The organism is Rhodococcus sp. Leaf278 (genome assembly GCF_001426085.1).
Lineage (GTDB): Bacteria > Actinomycetota > Actinomycetes > Mycobacteriales > Mycobacteriaceae > Rhodococcoides.
The window spans coordinates 1-17,758 of sequence record NZ_LMRR01000010.1; the positions used below are offsets into that span (position 1 = coordinate 1).

The following is a 17,758-nucleotide window of genomic DNA, read 5'->3' on the forward strand; positions in this document are numbered from 1 at the left end:
TCCTTCGCGAACTGACCGCCCGCTCGAATCTACGGGTCATCCTGACGGGTGCCGGCAGAGGGGGAACGATCGTGCACCCGTGGCAGTACGTCCTATTGCGACATCGATCATCATGTTGTCCGTTCCCCGCGTTCACGCCGACTGTCTCACGATCAGCCTGGCAAAGAACGAATTGCGACCAGAACGGAGCAATTCCGCGCGCCTCTGGCAAACGCGCGCGCATTTGCCGGAGGCTGGACGCGACTCGCGCTGTCACCCGCACCCGGCGACATGGCGGAGCCTTGGCGAATCTCCAGCACACTGTCGACTCGACTGTGATCGATCGCAAAGGTGCGCAAATCTGACGATTGCTCAGTTCTGAGGCTGATCCAATTCAGAGAACTCGACACAGCGCCGGAGCAGCTGGAGGTTCGACATGACGGTGATCGACCAACCAACGGACCTGTCTCCTGTGGCCGTTCCAGCTATTGCAGACAAGGTCGGGTGCCACTATCGACCGCCGAACGATTACGAGGTGGGTCGCGAACAAATTCGAGAGTTCGCCCGTTCGGTCCACGACGACCACCCCGCCCATCGCCTGGAATCAGCGGCAGCTGCGCTGGGGTATTCCACGCTGATCGCCCCGGTCACCTTCGTCAGCGTCATCGGCACGAGGCTATTGCCGGAGTTGTTCGCGCACTTGCTGATCGGCTATTCCGTCAGCGATGTCCTGCACACCGATCAACAGATCCTGATCTGCCGTCCGATGCAGGTCGGCGACCGCGTCAGCTCCGACCTGTGCTTGGAATCGTTTCGCCAATCCTCGGGAAGCGACGTGATGGTCACCTGCACCACCCTCACCGATCAACGAGGCGACGAATTAGCCGTCACTCGAACTACATTCGTAGCCCGGACAGGTGGATACACCGAACCCGCGATAGCCACCGCGCTTCGCAATCTCATGCGTAGCTGAGCCGATTTCACAGCCGGTGTGTCACGACGGGTCCGTCCTGTTGCGAATGGACAGGGCCGCAGCGGACGACCGGATGTGTTCTTCGGCCGACGTCATGGCGAGCTCCGCGTCGCCGGCTTCGACGGCGGCCAGAATCTGCCGATGTTCGGCATTCAGCGTGTCGGCCAACGACTCCCAATCCTCGATCTCCAACAGCGCGGCGAGGATGGGCGCACGCATCGATTCCCGGATTGCTGCCGTGAGCGAGGCAACGAAGTCGTTGCCCGAGGCCTCGGCCAAGGCGATGTGAAAATTCGTGTCGGCGTCGTTGAAGACCTCTCGGGCGACACCCCGCGCGGCCATGATGTCCACGGCCTGCCTCGCCTGCTCGAGCTTGTCCTGATCGGGGGCCACGGCGGCGAGGTGGACGCTGGCCCGCTCGAGTGCCACTCGCGTGCTGATCAAGTCGTCGATCCGAAAATTGGCCAGCGCCACGTGCAGGCGAAGGAGACGTGTGAGCGCGGGCCGCGGCAGAGCCGCAACGAACGTGCCGGCTCCTGGACCCGAACCCGGTGACGACCGGAGAATTCCGCTGCTTTCGAGGACGCGAACAGCTTCCCGCACCCCCGCACGGCTGACATCGAGTTGAGCTGCGAACTCGCGCTCGGGCGGTAGCGGATCTCCGACGCGGAGGTCGCCGGCCATGATGCGCTCCTCGATTGCATCGATGACCAACTCGTGCGCGCGGGCGCGACGGACCGGCTTCCACGACAGCGGTTCGTTCTGCGCCCGTCCAGCATCGTCAGCCATATGGGTCATCCAACCAGAAGAAGGTTTGTGCCTTCAGCCTCTTGACCCCACTGAGTGTGATCCATATCATTCTTCGTGTGGTCAGACCTCACACACCTTGAAGGTCTCGAATGGAGCAGCTGTGTACACACCCGAACTTCAACCGCTCGCGGGCAGCATCGGATTGTCCGCAGCGGTGGCATGCCTGCCGCTGCTGACGGTCTTCGTCGCGCTGGGCGTCCTGCGATGGAAAGCGCACTTCGCCGGATTGGCCGGACTCGCCGTCGCTCTGGTGGTCGCGATCTTCGCGTACGACATGCCGGTGAACCTGGCCGGGCTGTCTGCCACACAGGGCTTCGTCTTCGGGTTGTTCCCGATCGTGTGGATCGTGATCTGCGCGATCTGGTTGTACGAGTTGACGGTGGCGAGCGGACGATTCGACGACCTCCGCCGCATCATCGACGCGATCTCCGACGACCCCCGCATCCAGGCCATCATCATCGCGTTCGGCTTCGGCGGGCTACTCGAAGCTCTCGCAGGATTCGGTGCTCCCGTCGCCATCACGGGCGTCATGCTCCTGGCCGTCGGCTTCGCTCCGATGCGCGCGGCCGTCGTCGTGCTGCTGGCCAACACCGCGCCGGTTGCCTTCGGTGCCATCGGCATTCCGATCCTGACCGCGGGCAACCTGACCGGCATCGACTATCACGAGATCGGCGCGTACGTGGGGCATCAGACCCCGTTCATCGCCCTGTTCGTACCGCTCTTCATCGCGTTCTTGACCGATGGTCGACGCGGCGTCTCCCAGACGTGGCCGGTTGCCCTGGCCGTCGGCGTCGTGTTCGCCGTCGCACAGTGGGTCAGCGCAACCTGGATCTCGGTCGAGTTGACCGACATCATCGCCTCACTTGCGGGCATCGCCGCCGCAGTCGTCGTCCTCCGGTTCTGGAAGCCGGCCGGATCCGACGAAGCCCGCGAGCGCATTCTCCTGGCCCGAGATGCCGACCTCGATTCGGGCAGCTCCGGCAGTGCCCCGATCACGCCGGCACCCGTCGCCACCCGCACACTCGAGGCCGCTCCCCTGACGGCACAGCGCGTGTGGCTGGCACTGTTCCCCTATCTGCTGATCATCGCGGTGTTCTCCGTGGCCAAACTGTGGTCCCCGGTCACTCGATTCCTGGCATCGACCGACATCGCCGTACCGTGGCCCGGTCTCGACGGCAACATCCTCACCGCCGCCGGTTCCCCGGCCACCACCACCATCTACAAGTTCACCTGGCTGTCGACGCCGGGAACACTGCTCCTGATCTGCGGTGTGATCGTGGCCGCCGTCTATCGCGTCAGCGCCCCCGATGCTGCCCGCCTGTTCGGAGCCACTCTGATCAAACTCCGATTCTCCGCACTCACAGTCGGCGCGGTTCTCGCGCTCGCCTACGTGATGAACCAGTCGGGGCAGACCATCACCATCGGCACCTGGATTGCCGGCACCGGCGCGTTGTTCGCCTATCTCTCCCCGATTCTCGGATGGCTGGGAACTGCGGTCACCGGTTCGGACACCAGCGCGAACGCCCTGTTCGCGACGCTGCAGCAAACTGCGGCGATCAACGCCGGCATCGACCCCACCCTGCTGGTCGCCGCCAACACCTCGGGTGGTGTGGTGGGAAAGATGATCAGCCCGCAGAATCTCGCCATCGCCGCGACCGCGGTGGGCTTGATCGGACGAGAGTCCGAGATATTCAGAAAAGTCATCTGGTGGAGTCTCGGCCTACTGCTTGCCATCTGCCTCCTGGTCGGACTCCAGAGTTCGGTACTGGCCTGGATGCTCCCCTGACCCGTCGTCGACCCCACTCAGCGCAACACTGCACAGAATCGAGACCATGACATGCCCATCACCCGGCAGATGCCCAAAGCCACCGACCTGCGCGAGGTCCTCTCGTTCAAGAAACCAGATCTGAACCTGCGTCGCCGACGCCTCAACGCCGCACTGACCATCGACGATCTCCGTACCATCGCCCGTCGACGCACCCCACGCGCGGCATTCGACTACACCGACGGTGCCGCCGACGCCGAGATCTCGCTCTCGCGGGCTCGTCAGGCCTTCCGCGACGTCGAATTCCACCCCTCGATCCTGCGGGACGTCTCCCACGTCGACACCTCGACCACGGTGTTCGGCGGGCCGTCCGCGCTCCCGTTCGGCATCGCCCCGACGGGATTCACCCGCCTGATGCAGACCGAGGGTGAGTACGCCGGATCTGCCGCGGCCGGAGCCGCTGGAATTCCGTTCTGCCTCTCGACCCTGGGAACCACGTCGATCGAGGACGTCAAGGCCACCAACCCGAACGGTCGAAACTGGTTCCAGCTCTACGTCATGCGAGACCGCGACATCTCGTTCGGTTTGGTCGAACGCGCCGCGAAGGCAGGCTTCGACACCCTCCTGTTCACGGTCGACACGCCGGTCGCCGGGTCGCGTCTGCGGGACAAGCGCAACGGATTCTCCATCCCGCCGCAGCTGACCGCATCGACGATCGCCAACGCCATCCCGCGTCCGTGGTGGTGGTGGGACTTCCTCACCACCGCCAAGCTCGAGTTCGCCTCGCTGTCTTCTACCGGCGGCACGGTCGGAGAGCTGCTCAATTCTGCGATGGATCCGTCGATCTCGTTCGAGGATCTCGACGTCATCCGTAGCATCTGGCCCGGCAAACTGGTCGTCAAAGGTGTTCAATCGGTGGCGGATTCGGCTCGCCTCGCCGAACTGGGAGTCGACGGCATCATCCTGTCGAACCACGGAGGCCGACAACTCGATCGCGCTCCTGTCCCCTTCCATCTGCTGCCGCAGGTCGTGAGCGAAGTGGGATCCGACTTCGAGGTAGCTGTCGACACGGGCATCATGCACGGCGCCGATATCGTCGCCTCGATCGCGATGGGGGCGTCGTTCACCCTCGTCGGCCGGGCGTATCTCTACGGCCTGATGGCAGGCGGCCGCGAGGGCGTCGACCGGATGATCGACATCCTGCGCGAAGAAATCGTGCGCACCATGCAACTGCTGCAGGTCAATTCGCTTGCGGAACTCACCCCGGAGCACGTCACTCAGCTGACTCGATTCGCTCCCCTGCAGTCAGGTGTACGTACGTTGACGCCGCGCTGACCGCTGCAACGGCTTGACGAGGTGGCGTTCGCGTTCGGGTTCGGGGCCGCCGGGTTCGGGGCCGGTGGGCCTCCGGGTTCGACGCAATTGCGCGCGCGTTTGCCAAACGCACGCGAGATCGCCGGCCGGAGACAGGCTATTCCGCTCGCACCTGACGAACGCGCGCGCGTTTGCGGACTCGGGCGGGCGGACTCGGCCGGGCGGACTCGGCCAGGCGGATCAGGCGGACGGGCGGACGAACCCTCACCCCGGCCCCGCCCGCGCCGTCGCGATGGCGTCGGACATTCCGAATCGCCCGAGGAACACCGGTTGCCCCACAGTCACGATCACGTCCCATTCGTCGATCGTGCACTCCCGCAACTGAGTCCCCATCCGCACCGCCAACCCCCGCGCCGATTCACACGCATCCGCCACCCCGCGGTCGAGTGCGCCCGCACCGGCCAACGCAGCGAGATCGGCCGCCGACTGCGCCTGATGACGAGCACCCACCGCCGATCCGACGTGGATCACCATCACGACGACGGTGATCAACGCCGACATCGTCAGAGCCGCCAACACCGTCGCACCACCCTCGTCACCACGCAACGACCACCGGAAATCGAGTCTCATTCCACTGCAACCGGTTCCGCAGCAGCAACCGCCTCCGCCGACAACGTCAATCCCGGCAGCGGACTCTCGACCTCCACCCGCGCGACGAAGAACTCGCCATCCTCGATCACCGTGACCCGCGCACCGTCCGGCGCAACCCTCTCCCCCACCGACACAGCCCGGGCCGCATCCCCTCGGGCCGCCAATCGAGCAGCCTCCCTCGCAGCATCGACACAGCCGATGTACATGGTGACCGACACGATCGCCCCGATACACACCACGATCACCGCGACGATGGACGCGATCGCGAACGCCGCCTCCACCGTCACGGCACCGTCGTCACCGGTCGCGATCAGACGGCAGTGTTCAACGCTCGATCGATGATCCCCGTCAACGCCGTCACGATGCTGTCCCCCGTCACCACGGTGTACAACACCGCTCCGAATGCCGCGGCCGCGATGGTCCCGATCGCGTACTCCGCGGTCGACATGCCATCGTCCTCCACTCCGAACAGAACGATTCGAGTCTTCAACTGCTGCAGTGCGTTCCCTATCATGTTGCTTCCCCTCCCAATGCTCCGGTACGGCGTTTCCGCACCGGAAATCTCGATATGCGGCCATCAGAGCAGACCGCCGCCCAGCACGTTGCCCGCCAGGCCGATCACCACTGGGATGATCCCGAGACAGATGAAGGCCGGCAGAAAGCACAGACCCAGTGGCCCGCTGATCAGCACGCCCGCGCGTTCGGCCGCAGCGGCCGACGCGTCCTCGGCGCGAGTTCGTTGTGTCGCAGCCAGTTCCGTCATCGCCGACGCCATGGACGACCCGGCCCGGGCCGATCGGCGCGCCATCCTGGCCAAAGCCTCGGTCTCCGGATCGTGCGCGACGGCATCCCACGCAGTCTCGGCATCGGCCCCCAATTCGAGCAGGTCGGCGGCTTTGCGCAACGCGATCCCGAACGAGGCGGGGGCGGACTGCGCCGCGGCGGTAGCGGCCGTTGCGATCGGAAGCCCCGATCGCAAGCATGCGGCGAGCAGGTCGAATGTTGTCGCTACCGCGAGTGGGTCGGGTCTCGAAGCGTCGACGGTGTCGGGCTCGGCACTGGCATCGGGTGTATGTCTGCGAAGCCCGCCGCCGACCGAGGGCATAGCGACCAATGCCGTTGCCAGACAGAGGACTGCAGCCCACATCATGTCATCACCTTGCCGGTGATCGCGTCGGTCCACAGCAGGCCCGCACAGCCGAGTGCCGTGCCGATACACAGCAGAATCCCGCCTATGCCACCGCCGAGCAGAATCTGAAGCGGATTCGCCCCCATCAACTGTCCGAGCGCAACTCCGAGGAGCGGCAGACCTGCCAGCACCAACGCAGTAGCCCGCGCACCGGCCAGCGACGCTTCGGTTCGTTCACGAAACCGTCTGCGCCCCAGCATGTCCTCGCGCACAGCATCCAATAACTCGGCCAGCGCCAGTCCATGCTCGTCGGCCACCCGCCACGCTGCCGCCACCCGGCCGAGCTCGGCGTCCAGTAGCGAACCGGATGCGGCAATACCGTCGGCAGCCCTCCCTCCCAGCCTGGACCGCGATGCCGCGCCGCGGAGCGCAGCCGAGGCGATTCCGCCGCACTCGTCGGCCGCGACCGCGCTGGCCGTGGCGGGGTGAGATCCCACGCGAAGCTCGCCGACGATGACCTCGACTCCGGTGGCAAGCCAGTGCAATTCGGTCGCACGCCGATCACGTTCGACCCGCCGCCGATAGCGTCTCCAGCCCGTACCACCAGCCACCGCCGCCGCACTCACGGCCCACACGCCACCGAGCCACCACACCGCACCAGCCGCAAGCAGTGCAGTACAGCTCGGCACCAGCCATTTCGGCACTGACGATACCCTGCCCGACCCATGCGAGAGCATTCGAGAACCGTTCGGCCACAACAGCATTGCGGCAGCAAAGAGCACCAGCACGGACGTCATCGGACATCGCCGCAGCGTCGGTCCAGCAGTTCGGACAGTCGCATCCGACCCGGCAGTGCGTCGCTATCCACAGACCAGGCCGCCGCGATGTGTACCCGTCCGGTCGGATCGACGTCGACCACCCCGATCTCTCGAAGCCGTCGCGTACCGTCCGCGCTGCGATGAACGTGTAGCACCACCTGGACGGCTGCGGCCAACTGACTGTGCAGCGCATCGCGTCCCATGCCACCCAGCGCTGCAAGGGCTTCGAGACGCGCGGGTACTTCGGCGGGTGAGTTCGCATGGATTGTTCCGGCTCCGCCGTCGTGGCCGGTGTTGAGAGCCGTCATCAGGTCGATGACCTCGGCTCCGCGTACCTCACCGACCACGAGCCGATCGGGACGCATCCGCAGTGCTTGACGTACCAGTTGCCGCACCGATACCTCCCCCACCCCTTCGACATTGGGTGCGCGAGCCACCAGACGCACAACATGCGGATGTGCCGGTGCCAACTCGGCCGCGTCCTCCACGCAGACGATCCGTTCGGCCGGATCCACCTCACCCAACAGCGCGGACAGGAGGGTGGTCTTCCCCGCGCCGGTACCGCCGACGACCAGGAAGGCCAAGCGTCCCAACACGATCCGGCGTAGCAGCTCGTACCCGTCCTCGGTCACGGCTCCCGATGCACGGAGCGCGGCGAGTCCCTGCGTCGCCGGTCGCAGGACTCGAAGCGAGACACACGTTCCCCCGCTCGCCACCGGTGCCAGCACAGCGTGGAGCCGGACGCCGAACACGTCCCGCCCCACTCCGGGCAGCCGACCGTCGACCCAGGGCTGCGCATCGTCGAGTCGACGGCCGGCAGAGAGTGCGAGCCGTTGCGCCAGCCGCCGAACGGCAGCCTCGTCGACGAAGCGAACTCCGGTGCGCTCGAGTCCTCGACCACGATCGATCCACACCTGATCCGGTGCGGTGACCAGTACGTCGGTCACTCCCGGCTCGGACAGCAGCGGTTCGAGCGGGCCTGCTCCGGTCAGCTCGGTCTGCAGAACACGGAGGGCTGCAAGCATATCGGTGTCACCGATGACGCCTCCTGCCTCGGCTCGGATGGCCGCGGCCACGGTCGCCGGAACGGGGGCGTCGGCCGATGCGGCCAGGCGATCACGAACGCGGTCCAGCAGATCCGCGGTGACGACCGCACTCATGCCGCCCACCGCCGTGCGCCGGGCTTCTGCGCGAAGGTCTCCAGCACACCGGTCGCCGCTGCGGCCATGGGAGAACGCCGACCGAGAGCGAGCCCGCCCCGCTCGAGTCGCTCGGCCAATCCCGGCTCGGCGCGCATCGACGTCAACAGCGGTAGACCGAGCGCAGCGGCAATGTCGTCGGCCCTCAGCCCGCCCGGCGCAGGCCCTCGAACGACGATGCCGACGTTGGCATTTCGATCTGCCACGTGCGCTGCGACCGCTTCCGCAGAGGTGACGGCACGTAGCTCCGCCGGCAGTATCAGCACGACGAGGTCCGCGGCGGCGTACAGAGCGTCGGAGATGTCGCATGGCTGACGCGGGGCATCGCACACCACCAGATCGCCCGCTGTGCGTCCTGCGTCGAGCACAGCCGTCACAGCGACGGCAGTCAACCCGATGCTCCGACTCTCGGCTCTGCCCAGCGCCAACACCGACAACCCGCCCCGGGAGGGCAGTGCCCCATGCAAGGCGTCAGCAGACACTCGACCACCTTCGACGACCAACCCCGACCACCGCAGACCGGGCGTGTTCTCCCAGCCGAGCAGTAGATCGAGGCCGCTGCCGTAGCGGTCCCCTTCGACGAGGAGCGCACGTCTACCCGAGCGGAAGCTGCAGAGTCCGAGGGCCGCGGCGAACGTGGAAGCGCCCGCACCACCGCGAGCGCCGACCACAGCGATCACCCCGCCGTCTCCTGTCAGTAAAGACGCGGGCTCGCCGAGTATTCGTACGAGCGCGTCCTCGTCCGACGGCAGCGAGACCACCTGTTCGGCCCCGAGGGCAGTGGCAGTTCGCCAATCGTCGAGAGTCGACGGTGCAGCGGTGACCAGAATGACACCCTCTCGCCGCGGGAATCCGTTCGACAATGCCGTCTCGGCGGACGAGAAATCGATCAGAATTGTTCCGGTGCGATCCCAAATCGACCGCGTCGATCCGATACCGACCAGTAAGTTCTGCTCTTCCACAACACAATCCGCGGCTGCGGCGATTCGATACACGTCCTCGCGGAGGCTGCGAAGTTCGATCGACATCGTCACCGTCGGCTGTGCACTTCGCTGTCGAGAGTCCGTTTCCATGCGCCAAGCGTGCGTGAGAATCTGCTCGAGATGCGCGCGACTTGGGGAAATGTGGATAGATTCGGCCCTGTGGATGAATAACGGGACTTACGTACCAATTTCCGACCTACCCCAGAAAAGAGGACGACCCTCGCCAGGGGGGGAGGAGGCGAGGGTCGTCTGGTTCAGCCCCGGGGGGTCGGGCTGAACACCGCCCGGAATGAACCGGGCTCACAGAAAATACTACACCCGTGGATGTCCTTGTTTGCAAGTTCAACCGTCGGATTTTCTGGACCGAGTTCTGCCGAGTCCCCCACTGTCACCACGCAACATCCCCCGGTCACCACCGGCCACTATGGTGACAAACGTGACCCAGAGCGCGAACATCGACGACGCCCCCGCCGGCCGACGCCCAGCGCGCGTCGCGGCATTCTTCGACCTCGACAAAACGATCATCGCGAAGTCCAGCACGCTGGCGTTCAGCCGGCCGTTCTTCGATCAAGGTCTGATCAATCGGCGTGCAGTGCTCAAGAGCAGCTACGCGCAATTCCTGTTCCTGCTTTCCGGGGCCGATCACGACCAGATGGAGCGCATGCGCGCCCACATCGCGAGCATGACCGCCGGTTGGGACGTCGAGCAGGTCCGCGCTGTCGTCGCGGAAACGTTGCACAATATCGTCGACCCCCTCGTGTTCGCCGAAGCCGCAGACCTCATCGCAGACCACAGGCTCCGAGGACACGACGTCGTGATCGTCTCGGCATCCGGCGACGAGATCGTCCACCCCATCGCCGAGATGCTGGGCGCCGACCACAGCATGGCCACGACGATGGTGACCGTGGACGGCAAGTACATCGGCGAGGTCGACTTCTACTGCTACGGCGAGGGCAAGGTCGACGCCATGAACTCCCTGGCAGCGCAACATGATTACGACCTGGCTTCGAGCTACGCGTACTCGGATTCGATCACCGACGTACCGATGCTCCGCGCGGTCGGGCACCCGACGGCCGTCAACCCCGATCGCGCACTGCGCAAGGAAGCTGCCTCCAACGGATGGCCGATTCTCACGTTCTCCAACCCGATCTCGTTGCGATCGCGAATTCAGACACCGTCCGGAAAGACCGTAGCCGTCAGTGCCGCAGCAAGTTTCAGCGCACTTGCCGCAGGTGTGGTCACCTACGGACTGCTCCGAAGAAAACGATGAGGCCCAAACCCTTGATGTGAGGCGCGTCACGGGGTACAAATGACGTACGGAAGAACGCAAGGCCAAGAACGAATCGGAAGAGAAGATTCGCTCTCCCGACCGGGATTCCCAGCACGGACACCGGCACCCACGCGGAGCTTGCCACCTAATGGCAGAAGCGCTGTGGGCCTGCGAAATTCGCCAAGGATCAGCAAGAACCCTGCACCGGTTGCAGGGATGACCTCATCATTGTCGAATTCTCGCCGAGGCCACGTGGTAGTCCATCACAGCCCACCTGTGCACGCTTGGTAACCAGGCGCTCCGTGCTAACGGGCGGCGACGTCGACGCAAGTCGGCATCGCCGCCCTTTTATGTGCTCACTACTGAGCAGCTTCGGCAATCGAAGTCGCTTCTGCTGCACCGGCTTCGAACGCTCCGCAGCACAAGATGACCCAACTTCCGACGCCGGTCGCGGTGCCCTCGGCGAAGCCTGTCGCGCCGTCTCGGTAGGCATTCGCTCGACGCATCCAACTCACCTCGGGCACGCCGAGGTTGTGCGGGTCGAAACCCGACGACGCAGCCACCAGCCTCGATGCAGCGCGCGCAACGATGCCGTCGGCAGATCCGAAAGCTTTGAGCGTCAACAGTTCACCGTGCACCACCGCCGCAATCACCGGGGCGGGTGCCGAAGTTCCGCCGGTCACCAACTGAGCGAGCAGATCGAGTCGCTCACCCACTCCCGCATCGCCGCGGGGACGGCCGAGGGCGGAGGCGTCGTCGACGAGGTCTGCCGCGGCCAACAAGTGCAGACGAGCCAGGGTCTGCAACGGGGCACGCTTCCACGTCGACAGCGTGTTCTGCAGAGCGTCACCGTCCAGAGCGGCGGCGACCCTCAGCGCACCCGCGAGAACCGGGTCACCTTCCTCGCCTTCGCGAGGGAAATCCATGGATCCGCCCTCCAGCGTCGAGGACGAGCGAGCTGCACGCACGGCGGCCTCGGCTGCGTTGGCCGGCCAGCCACGACGATTGGACTTGTGTCGATGCACTGCGCCGAGGGCGTCGCGCGCACGTTCGGCGGAATCGACAACTCCGGGCAATTCCAACAGCGGGGCGAGGGGGTCCGTCACGACAGACGACGGTACCCCCTCCCCACACCCTTACTGTGCCCCTGCTGCCAGCAGCTCGGCTCGGGCCTGGCGACGCTTGGCCTGTTCGGCCGGGTCCGGCACCGGGACAGCCGCGAGCAGCCGCTTGGTGTACTCGTTCGTCGGACGACGCAGGATCTGGTCCGTCGTGCCGAACTCGGCCAACTTGCCCTTGTTCAGCACCGCGATCCGCTTGGCCAATACCTCCACCACAGCGAGGTCGTGGCTGATGAACAAACACGCGAAGCCGTACTCGTGCTGCAGTTCCTTGAACAGCTCGAGCACCTTCGCCTGCACCGACACGTCGAGAGCGGACGTCGGTTCGTCGGCCACCAGCAGCGTCGGCTCGAGAGCCAGCGCCCGCGCGATACCGACTCGCTGCCGCTGCCCACCGGACAACTGGTGGGGATACCTGTTGCGCATGGTGCGCGACAGGTGCACCTGGTCGAGCAGCTCTTCGACCTTCTTGTTCCGCTCGGATGCGCCGAGTTCGGTGTGCAACAGCATCGGCTCGGCGATCGACTGACCGATCGGCCAGCGCGGGTTCAGCGACGAACCCGGATCCTGGAACACGATGCCGACCTTGCTGCGCACCGACCGTAATTCTCGATTCGACAGGTTGGTGATGTCGACGCCGGCGATGGACAACGAGCCACCGGTGAGCTTGTTCAGGCCCACCACGGCCTTGCCGATCGTGGACTTACCGGAGCCGGATTCACCGACGAGACCGACGACCTCACCCATCTCGATGTCGAGACTGACCCCGTCGACCGCCCGAAATACCGTGCGTCCCGGGTACTCGATGACGCCGTCGACGATGCTCAGTGCTCGGGTGTCCTCCGCCGCTTTCGGCTGGGCGATGGTGCCTGCCGCGACGGACTCCATGCTGCTGCCCAGGTGCGGAACCGAGGCGAGCAACTGCTGCGTGTACGGATGCGACGCGTTCTTGAAAATAGTTTGTGCAGCATCGGTTTCGACGACGACGCCGTCCTTCATCACCGCGATACGGTCGGCCATGTCGGCCACCACACCCATGTCGTGGGTGATCAGCACGATCGACGCGTCGATCCGGTTACGCAGGTCACGCATCAGGTCGAGGATCTCGGCCTGCACGGTGACGTCCAGGGCCGTGGTCGGCTCGTCTGCGATGAGCAGCGATGGGTCCGACGACAGTGCCTGGGCGATCATGGCGCGCTGACGCTGACCACCGGAAAGTTGGTGCGGGTAGTAGTCCACCCGAGTCTCCGGATCGGGCATCTCGACGAGCTTCAACAACTCGACGGCCCGAGCCTTCGCTTCCTTCTTCGACAGCGAGGTGTGTGCACGGATGGCCTCGGTGATCTGCCAGCCGATCGAGTACACCGGGTTGAGCGCCGTCATGGGCTCCTGGAAGATCACCGCCACGTTCTTGCCGCGGATGGGAGCCAGCTGCTTCTCCGGCAGCCCGACCAGTTCCTTCTCGCCCAGCTTGATGCTGCCGGAAACACGTGAATTGTCGGCCAGCAGACCGGGAATGGCCATGGCGGTGGTCGACTTACCGGATCCGGACTCACCGACGATGGCGAGTACCTCGCCGGCGGCGACCGTGAACGAGACGGAATCGGCGGCCTTGCGCCATACCTTCTCGACCTCGAACTCGACCGTCAGATCGGTGACGGTCAGAACCGTGTCCTTCTGAGTACTCATGTCAGTTCCGTTTCGGATCGAGTGCGTCACGGAGTGCGTCGCCGAGCATGATGAACGCGAGCACCGTGACGGAGAGGAACGCGGCTGGGAACAGCACCAGGTACGGTGCCGTCAGGAACACGTTCTGACCGAGGTTGATCTGCAGACCCCAGGAAATCTCCGGAGCTTGCAGTCCGATTCCGAGGAACGTCAGCGTCGCCTCGGCCGCAATGAACGTACCCACCGAGATGGTCGCGTAGATGATCACCGGCGCAAGGGCATTGGGCAGAATGTGCCGCACCAGAATTCGGTACGTGGACGCACCGAGCGCCTGAGCAGCCTGGACGTACTCGCTGTTCTTGATCGCGATGACACTCGATCGGACCAGTCGCATCGCCGTCATCCAGCCGAACACGATCAGAGCGAGCGAGACGGTGAAGATCGTGCGCTGTGCGGTCACCGTCAACAGGATGAGGGCACCGAGCAGCAGCGGAATTCCGAAGAACACGTCGGTGAACCGAGCCAGGATGCTGTCGATGAAACCGCCGAAATAGCCTGCGAGAGCACCGATCAGCACACCGATGATGAGCACACCGATGACCGACAGCACACCGATGGACAGCGAGATCCGCGCACCGTAGATGACATTGGCGTAGTAGTCGCAGCCCTGAATGTCGGTGCCGAACCAATGTTCGGCACTGGGGGTCTGGCGCGAGTTGGACAGCGAGCAGACCCGGGGGTCGATACCCCGAGCGAACAGTTGCGGGAACACCGCCATCACCAGGAGCACAGCGAGCAGGAACGACCCGATGATGAAGAAGGGACTCTTGCGCAAGAACTTCCACGCGTTGCCCCACAGGCTGGCCTGGCCGACCAGATCTACGGCCTCACCGGTGATGACGTTGCCCGGCTGGCCCTCGTCCGCGGCGTGGTGAGCTGCGTTCGTATCTTCCTTATTCATAGCGAATCCTTGGATCGAGAACCGCGTAGAGAACGTCCACCACGAGGTTGAAGAAGATGTAGAAGAAGACGAAGAGCGTCACGATGCCGACGACGACGGCACCTTCCTGACGCGCCAGTGCGTCGTAGATCGCGCGGCCGAGACCCGGCAGGTTGAACACCGTTTCGGTGACGATCGCACCGCCCAGCAGACCGCCGACGTCGGCACCGATGAAGGTGACGACGGGAATCAGCGAATTACGCAGCGCATGGCGAACGATGATGCGGCGGTTGCTGATTCCCTTGGATTTAGCGGTGCGGATGTAATCCGCCGCCATCGACTCCGCCACGGACGTACGAGTCAATCGGGCGACGTAGGCCATCGACAGCGACGCGAGCACCAGGCCCGGGAGCAGGTAGCTCGACCACCCGTTGTTGATACCGGAGATCGGGAAGAAACCCAGTTTCACGCCCAGCGTGAACTGCGCGATGAAGCCGAGCACGAAGACCGGGACGGAGACCAGCAACGTCGTCGAAATGAGCACGAGGTTGTCGAAGAACGACCCCTTCTTGAGGGCCGACAGAACACCGGCCGCAATGCCCATGACCGTCTCGAAGACCACGGCGACGATGGTGAGCTTGATGGTGACGGGCAGGGCCCGCTCGATGGTGTCGAGCACGGGTCGGCCGGAGAAGTCTGTGCCGAAGTTGCCCTGGAAAAATCCACCGATGTACTTGAGGTACTGGACGACCAGGTTGTCGTCGAGGTTGAACTCGTCGCGCAACTGGGCCACGACGGCAGGGGCGAGCGGGCGATCTCCGGCCAGGGCGCGGATGGGATCACCTGGCAGTGCGTACACCATGGCGAAGATGAGGAAAGAGGAGCCGATCAGGACGGGAATCGTCAACAGTAATCGGCGGGATATGTAGCGACCCACTGTGGTTTCTCCTTGGATGCGGCGATCCTGCGAATCGGGTCTCGCTGACGCAGGTCTTCGGCGGGCGTCGAGCCCGCCGCCGAAACGAAACCGATGGGTGGCAACGGAGTCACGTCCGTTGCCACCCACCGGTGTCCGTTGTTAGCTGACTACGACGTCCTCGAGGACGATGTCGCCGGTGTTGTCGATCTTCACGTCGGAGACGCGATCGGACCACACTGCCTGGTTCAGGCCGTAGAACAGCGGCGTTGCGGGCATCTGCTGGAACAGGATGTCCTCGGCCTTCTGGTAGTCCGCCGTCGCAGCTTCGATGTTCTCGGCGTTGTTGCCCTCTGCGAGAGCGGCGTCGAAAGCCGGGTCGCTGAAGAACGTGGCGTTGCTACCGGCCGGCGGCAGTGCCGCGGAGGAGTACAGCGGAGACAGGAAGTTGTAGATCGACGGGTAGTCCATGATCCAGCTCGAGCGGAACGGGCCGGTCATACCCTTGGCGTCCTGCAGCGGTAGGTACTGAGCGAACTGCAGATCGCCGCGCAGTGCGTAGTCGACACCCAGGTTCTCGCGAATCTGGTTGCCCACGGCCGTCATCCACGAGTCGTGTCCGGCGCCGGCGTTGAACCACAGGTCCACCGGCTGGCTGCGATCGAAGCCGGCCTCGTCGAGCAGACGGTTGGCCTCGTCGGCGTTGAGCTCGCAGGTGGCACCACAAGCGTCCTCGCGGTAGCCCTCGACCACGGGAGAGGCGAAGGAATCGGCGGGGGTACGGGTGTCGGTGAAGATCGCCGTCGCGATGGCCTGGCGATCGATGGCCATCGAGAATGCCTTGCGCACGTTCGGGTCCTGGAACCGCGGGTCGTACGTCGGGAAGCCGAGCGAGGTGATGTCGGGACGGGCGCGATCGGCGTAACGATCACCGAACTGATCTCGCGCAGTGGCCCAGGCGTCCTCGGGCAGATCGAGCATGATGTCGAGTCCACCGCCCTGAATATCGTTGTAGCCGGTGTTCAGCTCGGTGTAGACCTTGAAGTTGACGCCTGCGGACTTGGCGGCATTGTCGCCTGCGTAGTCGTCGTACTTGGTGACGGTGAAGCCCTGCCCGGGAACGAAGTCCGAGTCGGCCTTGAACGGGCCGTTACCGATCGGGCGTGCACCGAATGCCGTCGGGTCGGCGTAGAACGCCTCCGGCAGCGGATCGAACGCGGTGTAGCCGAGTGTCAGCGGGAAGATTGCGAACGGTCCGTTGAGCTTGACGGTGAAGGTCGTGTCGTCGACGACGTTCAATCCGCTCAGTTCGGTCGCGGCGGGCGCGGCGGTGTCGCTGCCCTGCAGATCTGCGTAGCCTTCGATGTTCTCGAAGAAGTAGGAAGCACCGAAAGCGTTGGTGCTCAACGCATTGTAGCTCCACGCCTTGGTGAAGGACTCCGAGGTGACGGGAGTGCCGTCGTGGAACGTCCAGCCGTCCTTGAGCTTGACGGTCCAGGTGATGTTGTCCTCGGACTCGACGGACTCCGCAACACCGTTGTACTCGACGCTGTTGTCTTCGTCGTTGAACGTGACCAGTGGAGTGAAGAGCGCCTTGAGGACCTGGCTGCCTTCGCTCTCGGTGGTGTTTCCGGGAACCAACGGGTTCTCCGGCTCACCGATGTAGATGCTGTAGATCCCGTCGGCGCTGCCGCTGGAGCTCGAGCCTCCACCGCCACACGCGGCGAGCAGGCTCGCACTCATCAGCACAGCCGTGGTGACTACCGCGGCACGTTTGATACGCAAGGAAAATCCTCCATCCAGATGTGAACACGGGGTCGTCCGTGCTCAGTTCCTCGGGCGCGACGCCCGGGGATTCGTGGGCGACCGCATGGCACGGCAGGTGAGCCGTTCCAACGATCTGATGGAACGAACTTTAGACACATCCTGATACGAACATGTGAACTCCCCCAGTTTTTGCTGACCCACGAGTAAGTCGGAAACATGATCGAAACGTTTCGGCAAGTCGATTTCTCACAGTGCGGACAGAGCCGTCGAGACGGCGTCCTGCGAGCGACGCCGATGACCGCCCACCGTGCGGAAACTACCGATCACCGCAGATCAGGGGGTTGCAGGCGATTGCAACGGTGCGATCGCCATCACATGTGACTACCCTCACCAGTGGCTCGAGACCGGCTGTCGAATGCCGTTTCATGGGCGAAAAGCATCGGACGAAAGAGAGC

At 64.5% G+C, this 17,758-nt stretch carries 17 protein-coding genes; 4 read left to right on the top strand and 13 right to left on the bottom strand.

Annotated elements, in window-relative coordinates:
- The first annotated feature begins 415 nt into the window (after positions 1-415).
- The gene (locus tag ASG84_RS11190; protein WP_057477117.1) at positions 416-952 is read left to right on the top strand and encodes an FAS1-like dehydratase domain-containing protein; all 537 of its coding nucleotides are present in this window, start codon (positions 416-418) and stop codon (positions 950-952) included.
- Between the two features lie 21 nt (positions 953-973).
- Here the strand turns inward: ASG84_RS11190 and ASG84_RS11195 are convergent, their stop codons facing one another.
- Positions 974-1,741, bottom strand: coding sequence for a FadR/GntR family transcriptional regulator (locus ASG84_RS11195; protein ID WP_200936554.1), 768 nt, complete (start codon positions 1,739-1,741; stop codon positions 974-976).
- Positions 1,742-1,862: 121 nt separating this feature from the next.
- Between ASG84_RS11195 and ASG84_RS11200 the strand changes: the two genes are divergently transcribed.
- Together ASG84_RS11200 and ASG84_RS11205 are read left to right on the top strand one after the other, a co-directional pair.
- On the top strand, positions 1,863-3,548 hold the full coding sequence (locus tag ASG84_RS11200; RefSeq protein WP_057477119.1) for an L-lactate permease: 1,686 nt from the start codon (positions 1,863-1,865) through the stop codon (positions 3,546-3,548).
- A 51-nt stretch (positions 3,549-3,599) separates the two neighbouring features.
- Complete coding sequence (locus tag ASG84_RS11205; RefSeq protein ID WP_057477120.1) at positions 3,600-4,862, top strand: alpha-hydroxy acid oxidase; 1,263 nt, start codon at positions 3,600-3,602, stop codon at positions 4,860-4,862.
- A 243-nt stretch (positions 4,863-5,105) separates the two neighbouring features.
- Here ASG84_RS11205 and ASG84_RS11210 read toward each other — a convergent pair whose 3' ends face one another.
- From ASG84_RS11210 to ssd, 7 genes are all read right to left on the bottom strand, one after another.
- The gene (locus ASG84_RS11210) at positions 5,106-5,471 is read right to left on the bottom strand and encodes an Rv3654c family TadE-like protein (RefSeq protein WP_057477121.1); all 366 of its coding nucleotides are present in this window, start codon (positions 5,469-5,471) and stop codon (positions 5,106-5,108) included.
- Positions 5,468-5,779 (bottom strand): TadE family type IV pilus minor pilin, encoded by a 312-nt coding sequence (locus tag ASG84_RS11215; RefSeq protein ID WP_057477122.1) that lies wholly within the window; start codon positions 5,777-5,779, stop codon positions 5,468-5,470. Before ASG84_RS11215 ends, ASG84_RS11210 begins: the two co-directional genes overlap by 4 nt.
- A 23-nt stretch (positions 5,780-5,802) precedes the next feature.
- Positions 5,803-6,006, bottom strand: a complete 204-nt coding sequence (locus tag ASG84_RS11220; RefSeq protein ID WP_057477123.1) for a DUF4244 domain-containing protein — start codon at positions 6,004-6,006, stop codon at positions 5,803-5,805.
- Positions 6,007-6,069: 63 nt separating this feature from the next.
- The gene (locus ASG84_RS11225) at positions 6,070-6,642 is read right to left on the bottom strand and encodes a type II secretion system F family protein (protein WP_057477124.1); all 573 of its coding nucleotides are present in this window, start codon (positions 6,640-6,642) and stop codon (positions 6,070-6,072) included.
- Positions 6,639-7,418 (bottom strand): type II secretion system F family protein, encoded by a 780-nt coding sequence (locus ASG84_RS11230; protein WP_057477125.1) that lies wholly within the window; start codon positions 7,416-7,418, stop codon positions 6,639-6,641. The genes ASG84_RS11225 and ASG84_RS11230 overlap by 4 nt, the downstream gene beginning before the upstream one ends.
- The gene (locus ASG84_RS11235; RefSeq protein WP_082520944.1) at positions 7,415-8,599 is read right to left on the bottom strand and encodes a TadA family conjugal transfer-associated ATPase; all 1,185 of its coding nucleotides are present in this window, start codon (positions 8,597-8,599) and stop codon (positions 7,415-7,417) included. The genes ASG84_RS11230 and ASG84_RS11235 overlap by 4 nt, the downstream gene beginning before the upstream one ends.
- Positions 8,596-9,711, bottom strand: a complete 1,116-nt coding sequence (gene ssd, locus ASG84_RS11240) for a septum site-determining protein Ssd (protein ID WP_082520934.1) — start codon at positions 9,709-9,711, stop codon at positions 8,596-8,598. The genes ASG84_RS11235 and ssd overlap by 4 nt, the downstream gene beginning before the upstream one ends.
- 334 nt (positions 9,712-10,045) lie before the next feature.
- Between ssd and ASG84_RS11245 the strand changes: the two genes are divergently transcribed.
- Entirely contained in the window at positions 10,046-10,891 is an 846-nt protein-coding gene (locus ASG84_RS11245; protein WP_235581626.1) for an HAD family hydrolase, read from the top strand.
- Between the two features lie 359 nt (positions 10,892-11,250).
- Here ASG84_RS11245 and ASG84_RS11250 read toward each other — a convergent pair whose 3' ends face one another.
- The 5 genes from ASG84_RS11250 to ASG84_RS11270 all read right to left on the bottom strand — a co-directional run bounded on the left by ASG84_RS11250 (position 11,251) and on the right by ASG84_RS11270 (position 17,321).
- Positions 11,251-11,997: a hypothetical protein gene (locus ASG84_RS11250; protein ID WP_057477127.1), complete on the bottom strand. Its 747-nt coding sequence runs from the start codon at positions 11,995-11,997 to the stop codon at positions 11,251-11,253.
- A 30-nt stretch (positions 11,998-12,027) separates the two neighbouring features.
- Positions 12,028-13,701, bottom strand: coding sequence for an ABC transporter ATP-binding protein (locus ASG84_RS11255; protein ID WP_057477128.1), 1,674 nt, complete (start codon positions 13,699-13,701; stop codon positions 12,028-12,030).
- Position 13,702: 1 nt separating this feature from the next.
- The gene (locus ASG84_RS11260) at positions 13,703-14,641 is read right to left on the bottom strand and encodes an ABC transporter permease (RefSeq protein WP_094617952.1); all 939 of its coding nucleotides are present in this window, start codon (positions 14,639-14,641) and stop codon (positions 13,703-13,705) included.
- Positions 14,634-15,557 carry an ABC transporter permease gene (locus ASG84_RS11265; protein WP_057477260.1) on the bottom strand — a complete coding sequence of 308 codons (924 nt, stop codon included), beginning with the start codon at positions 15,555-15,557 and terminating at the stop codon, positions 14,634-14,636. Before ASG84_RS11265 ends, ASG84_RS11260 begins: the two co-directional genes overlap by 8 nt.
- A 141-nt stretch (positions 15,558-15,698) precedes the next feature.
- A complete protein-coding gene (locus ASG84_RS11270; RefSeq protein WP_057477129.1) occupies positions 15,699-17,321 on the bottom strand; it encodes a peptide ABC transporter substrate-binding protein in 1,623 nt (540 codons plus the stop codon).
- Positions 17,322-17,758: the final 437 nt, after the last annotated feature.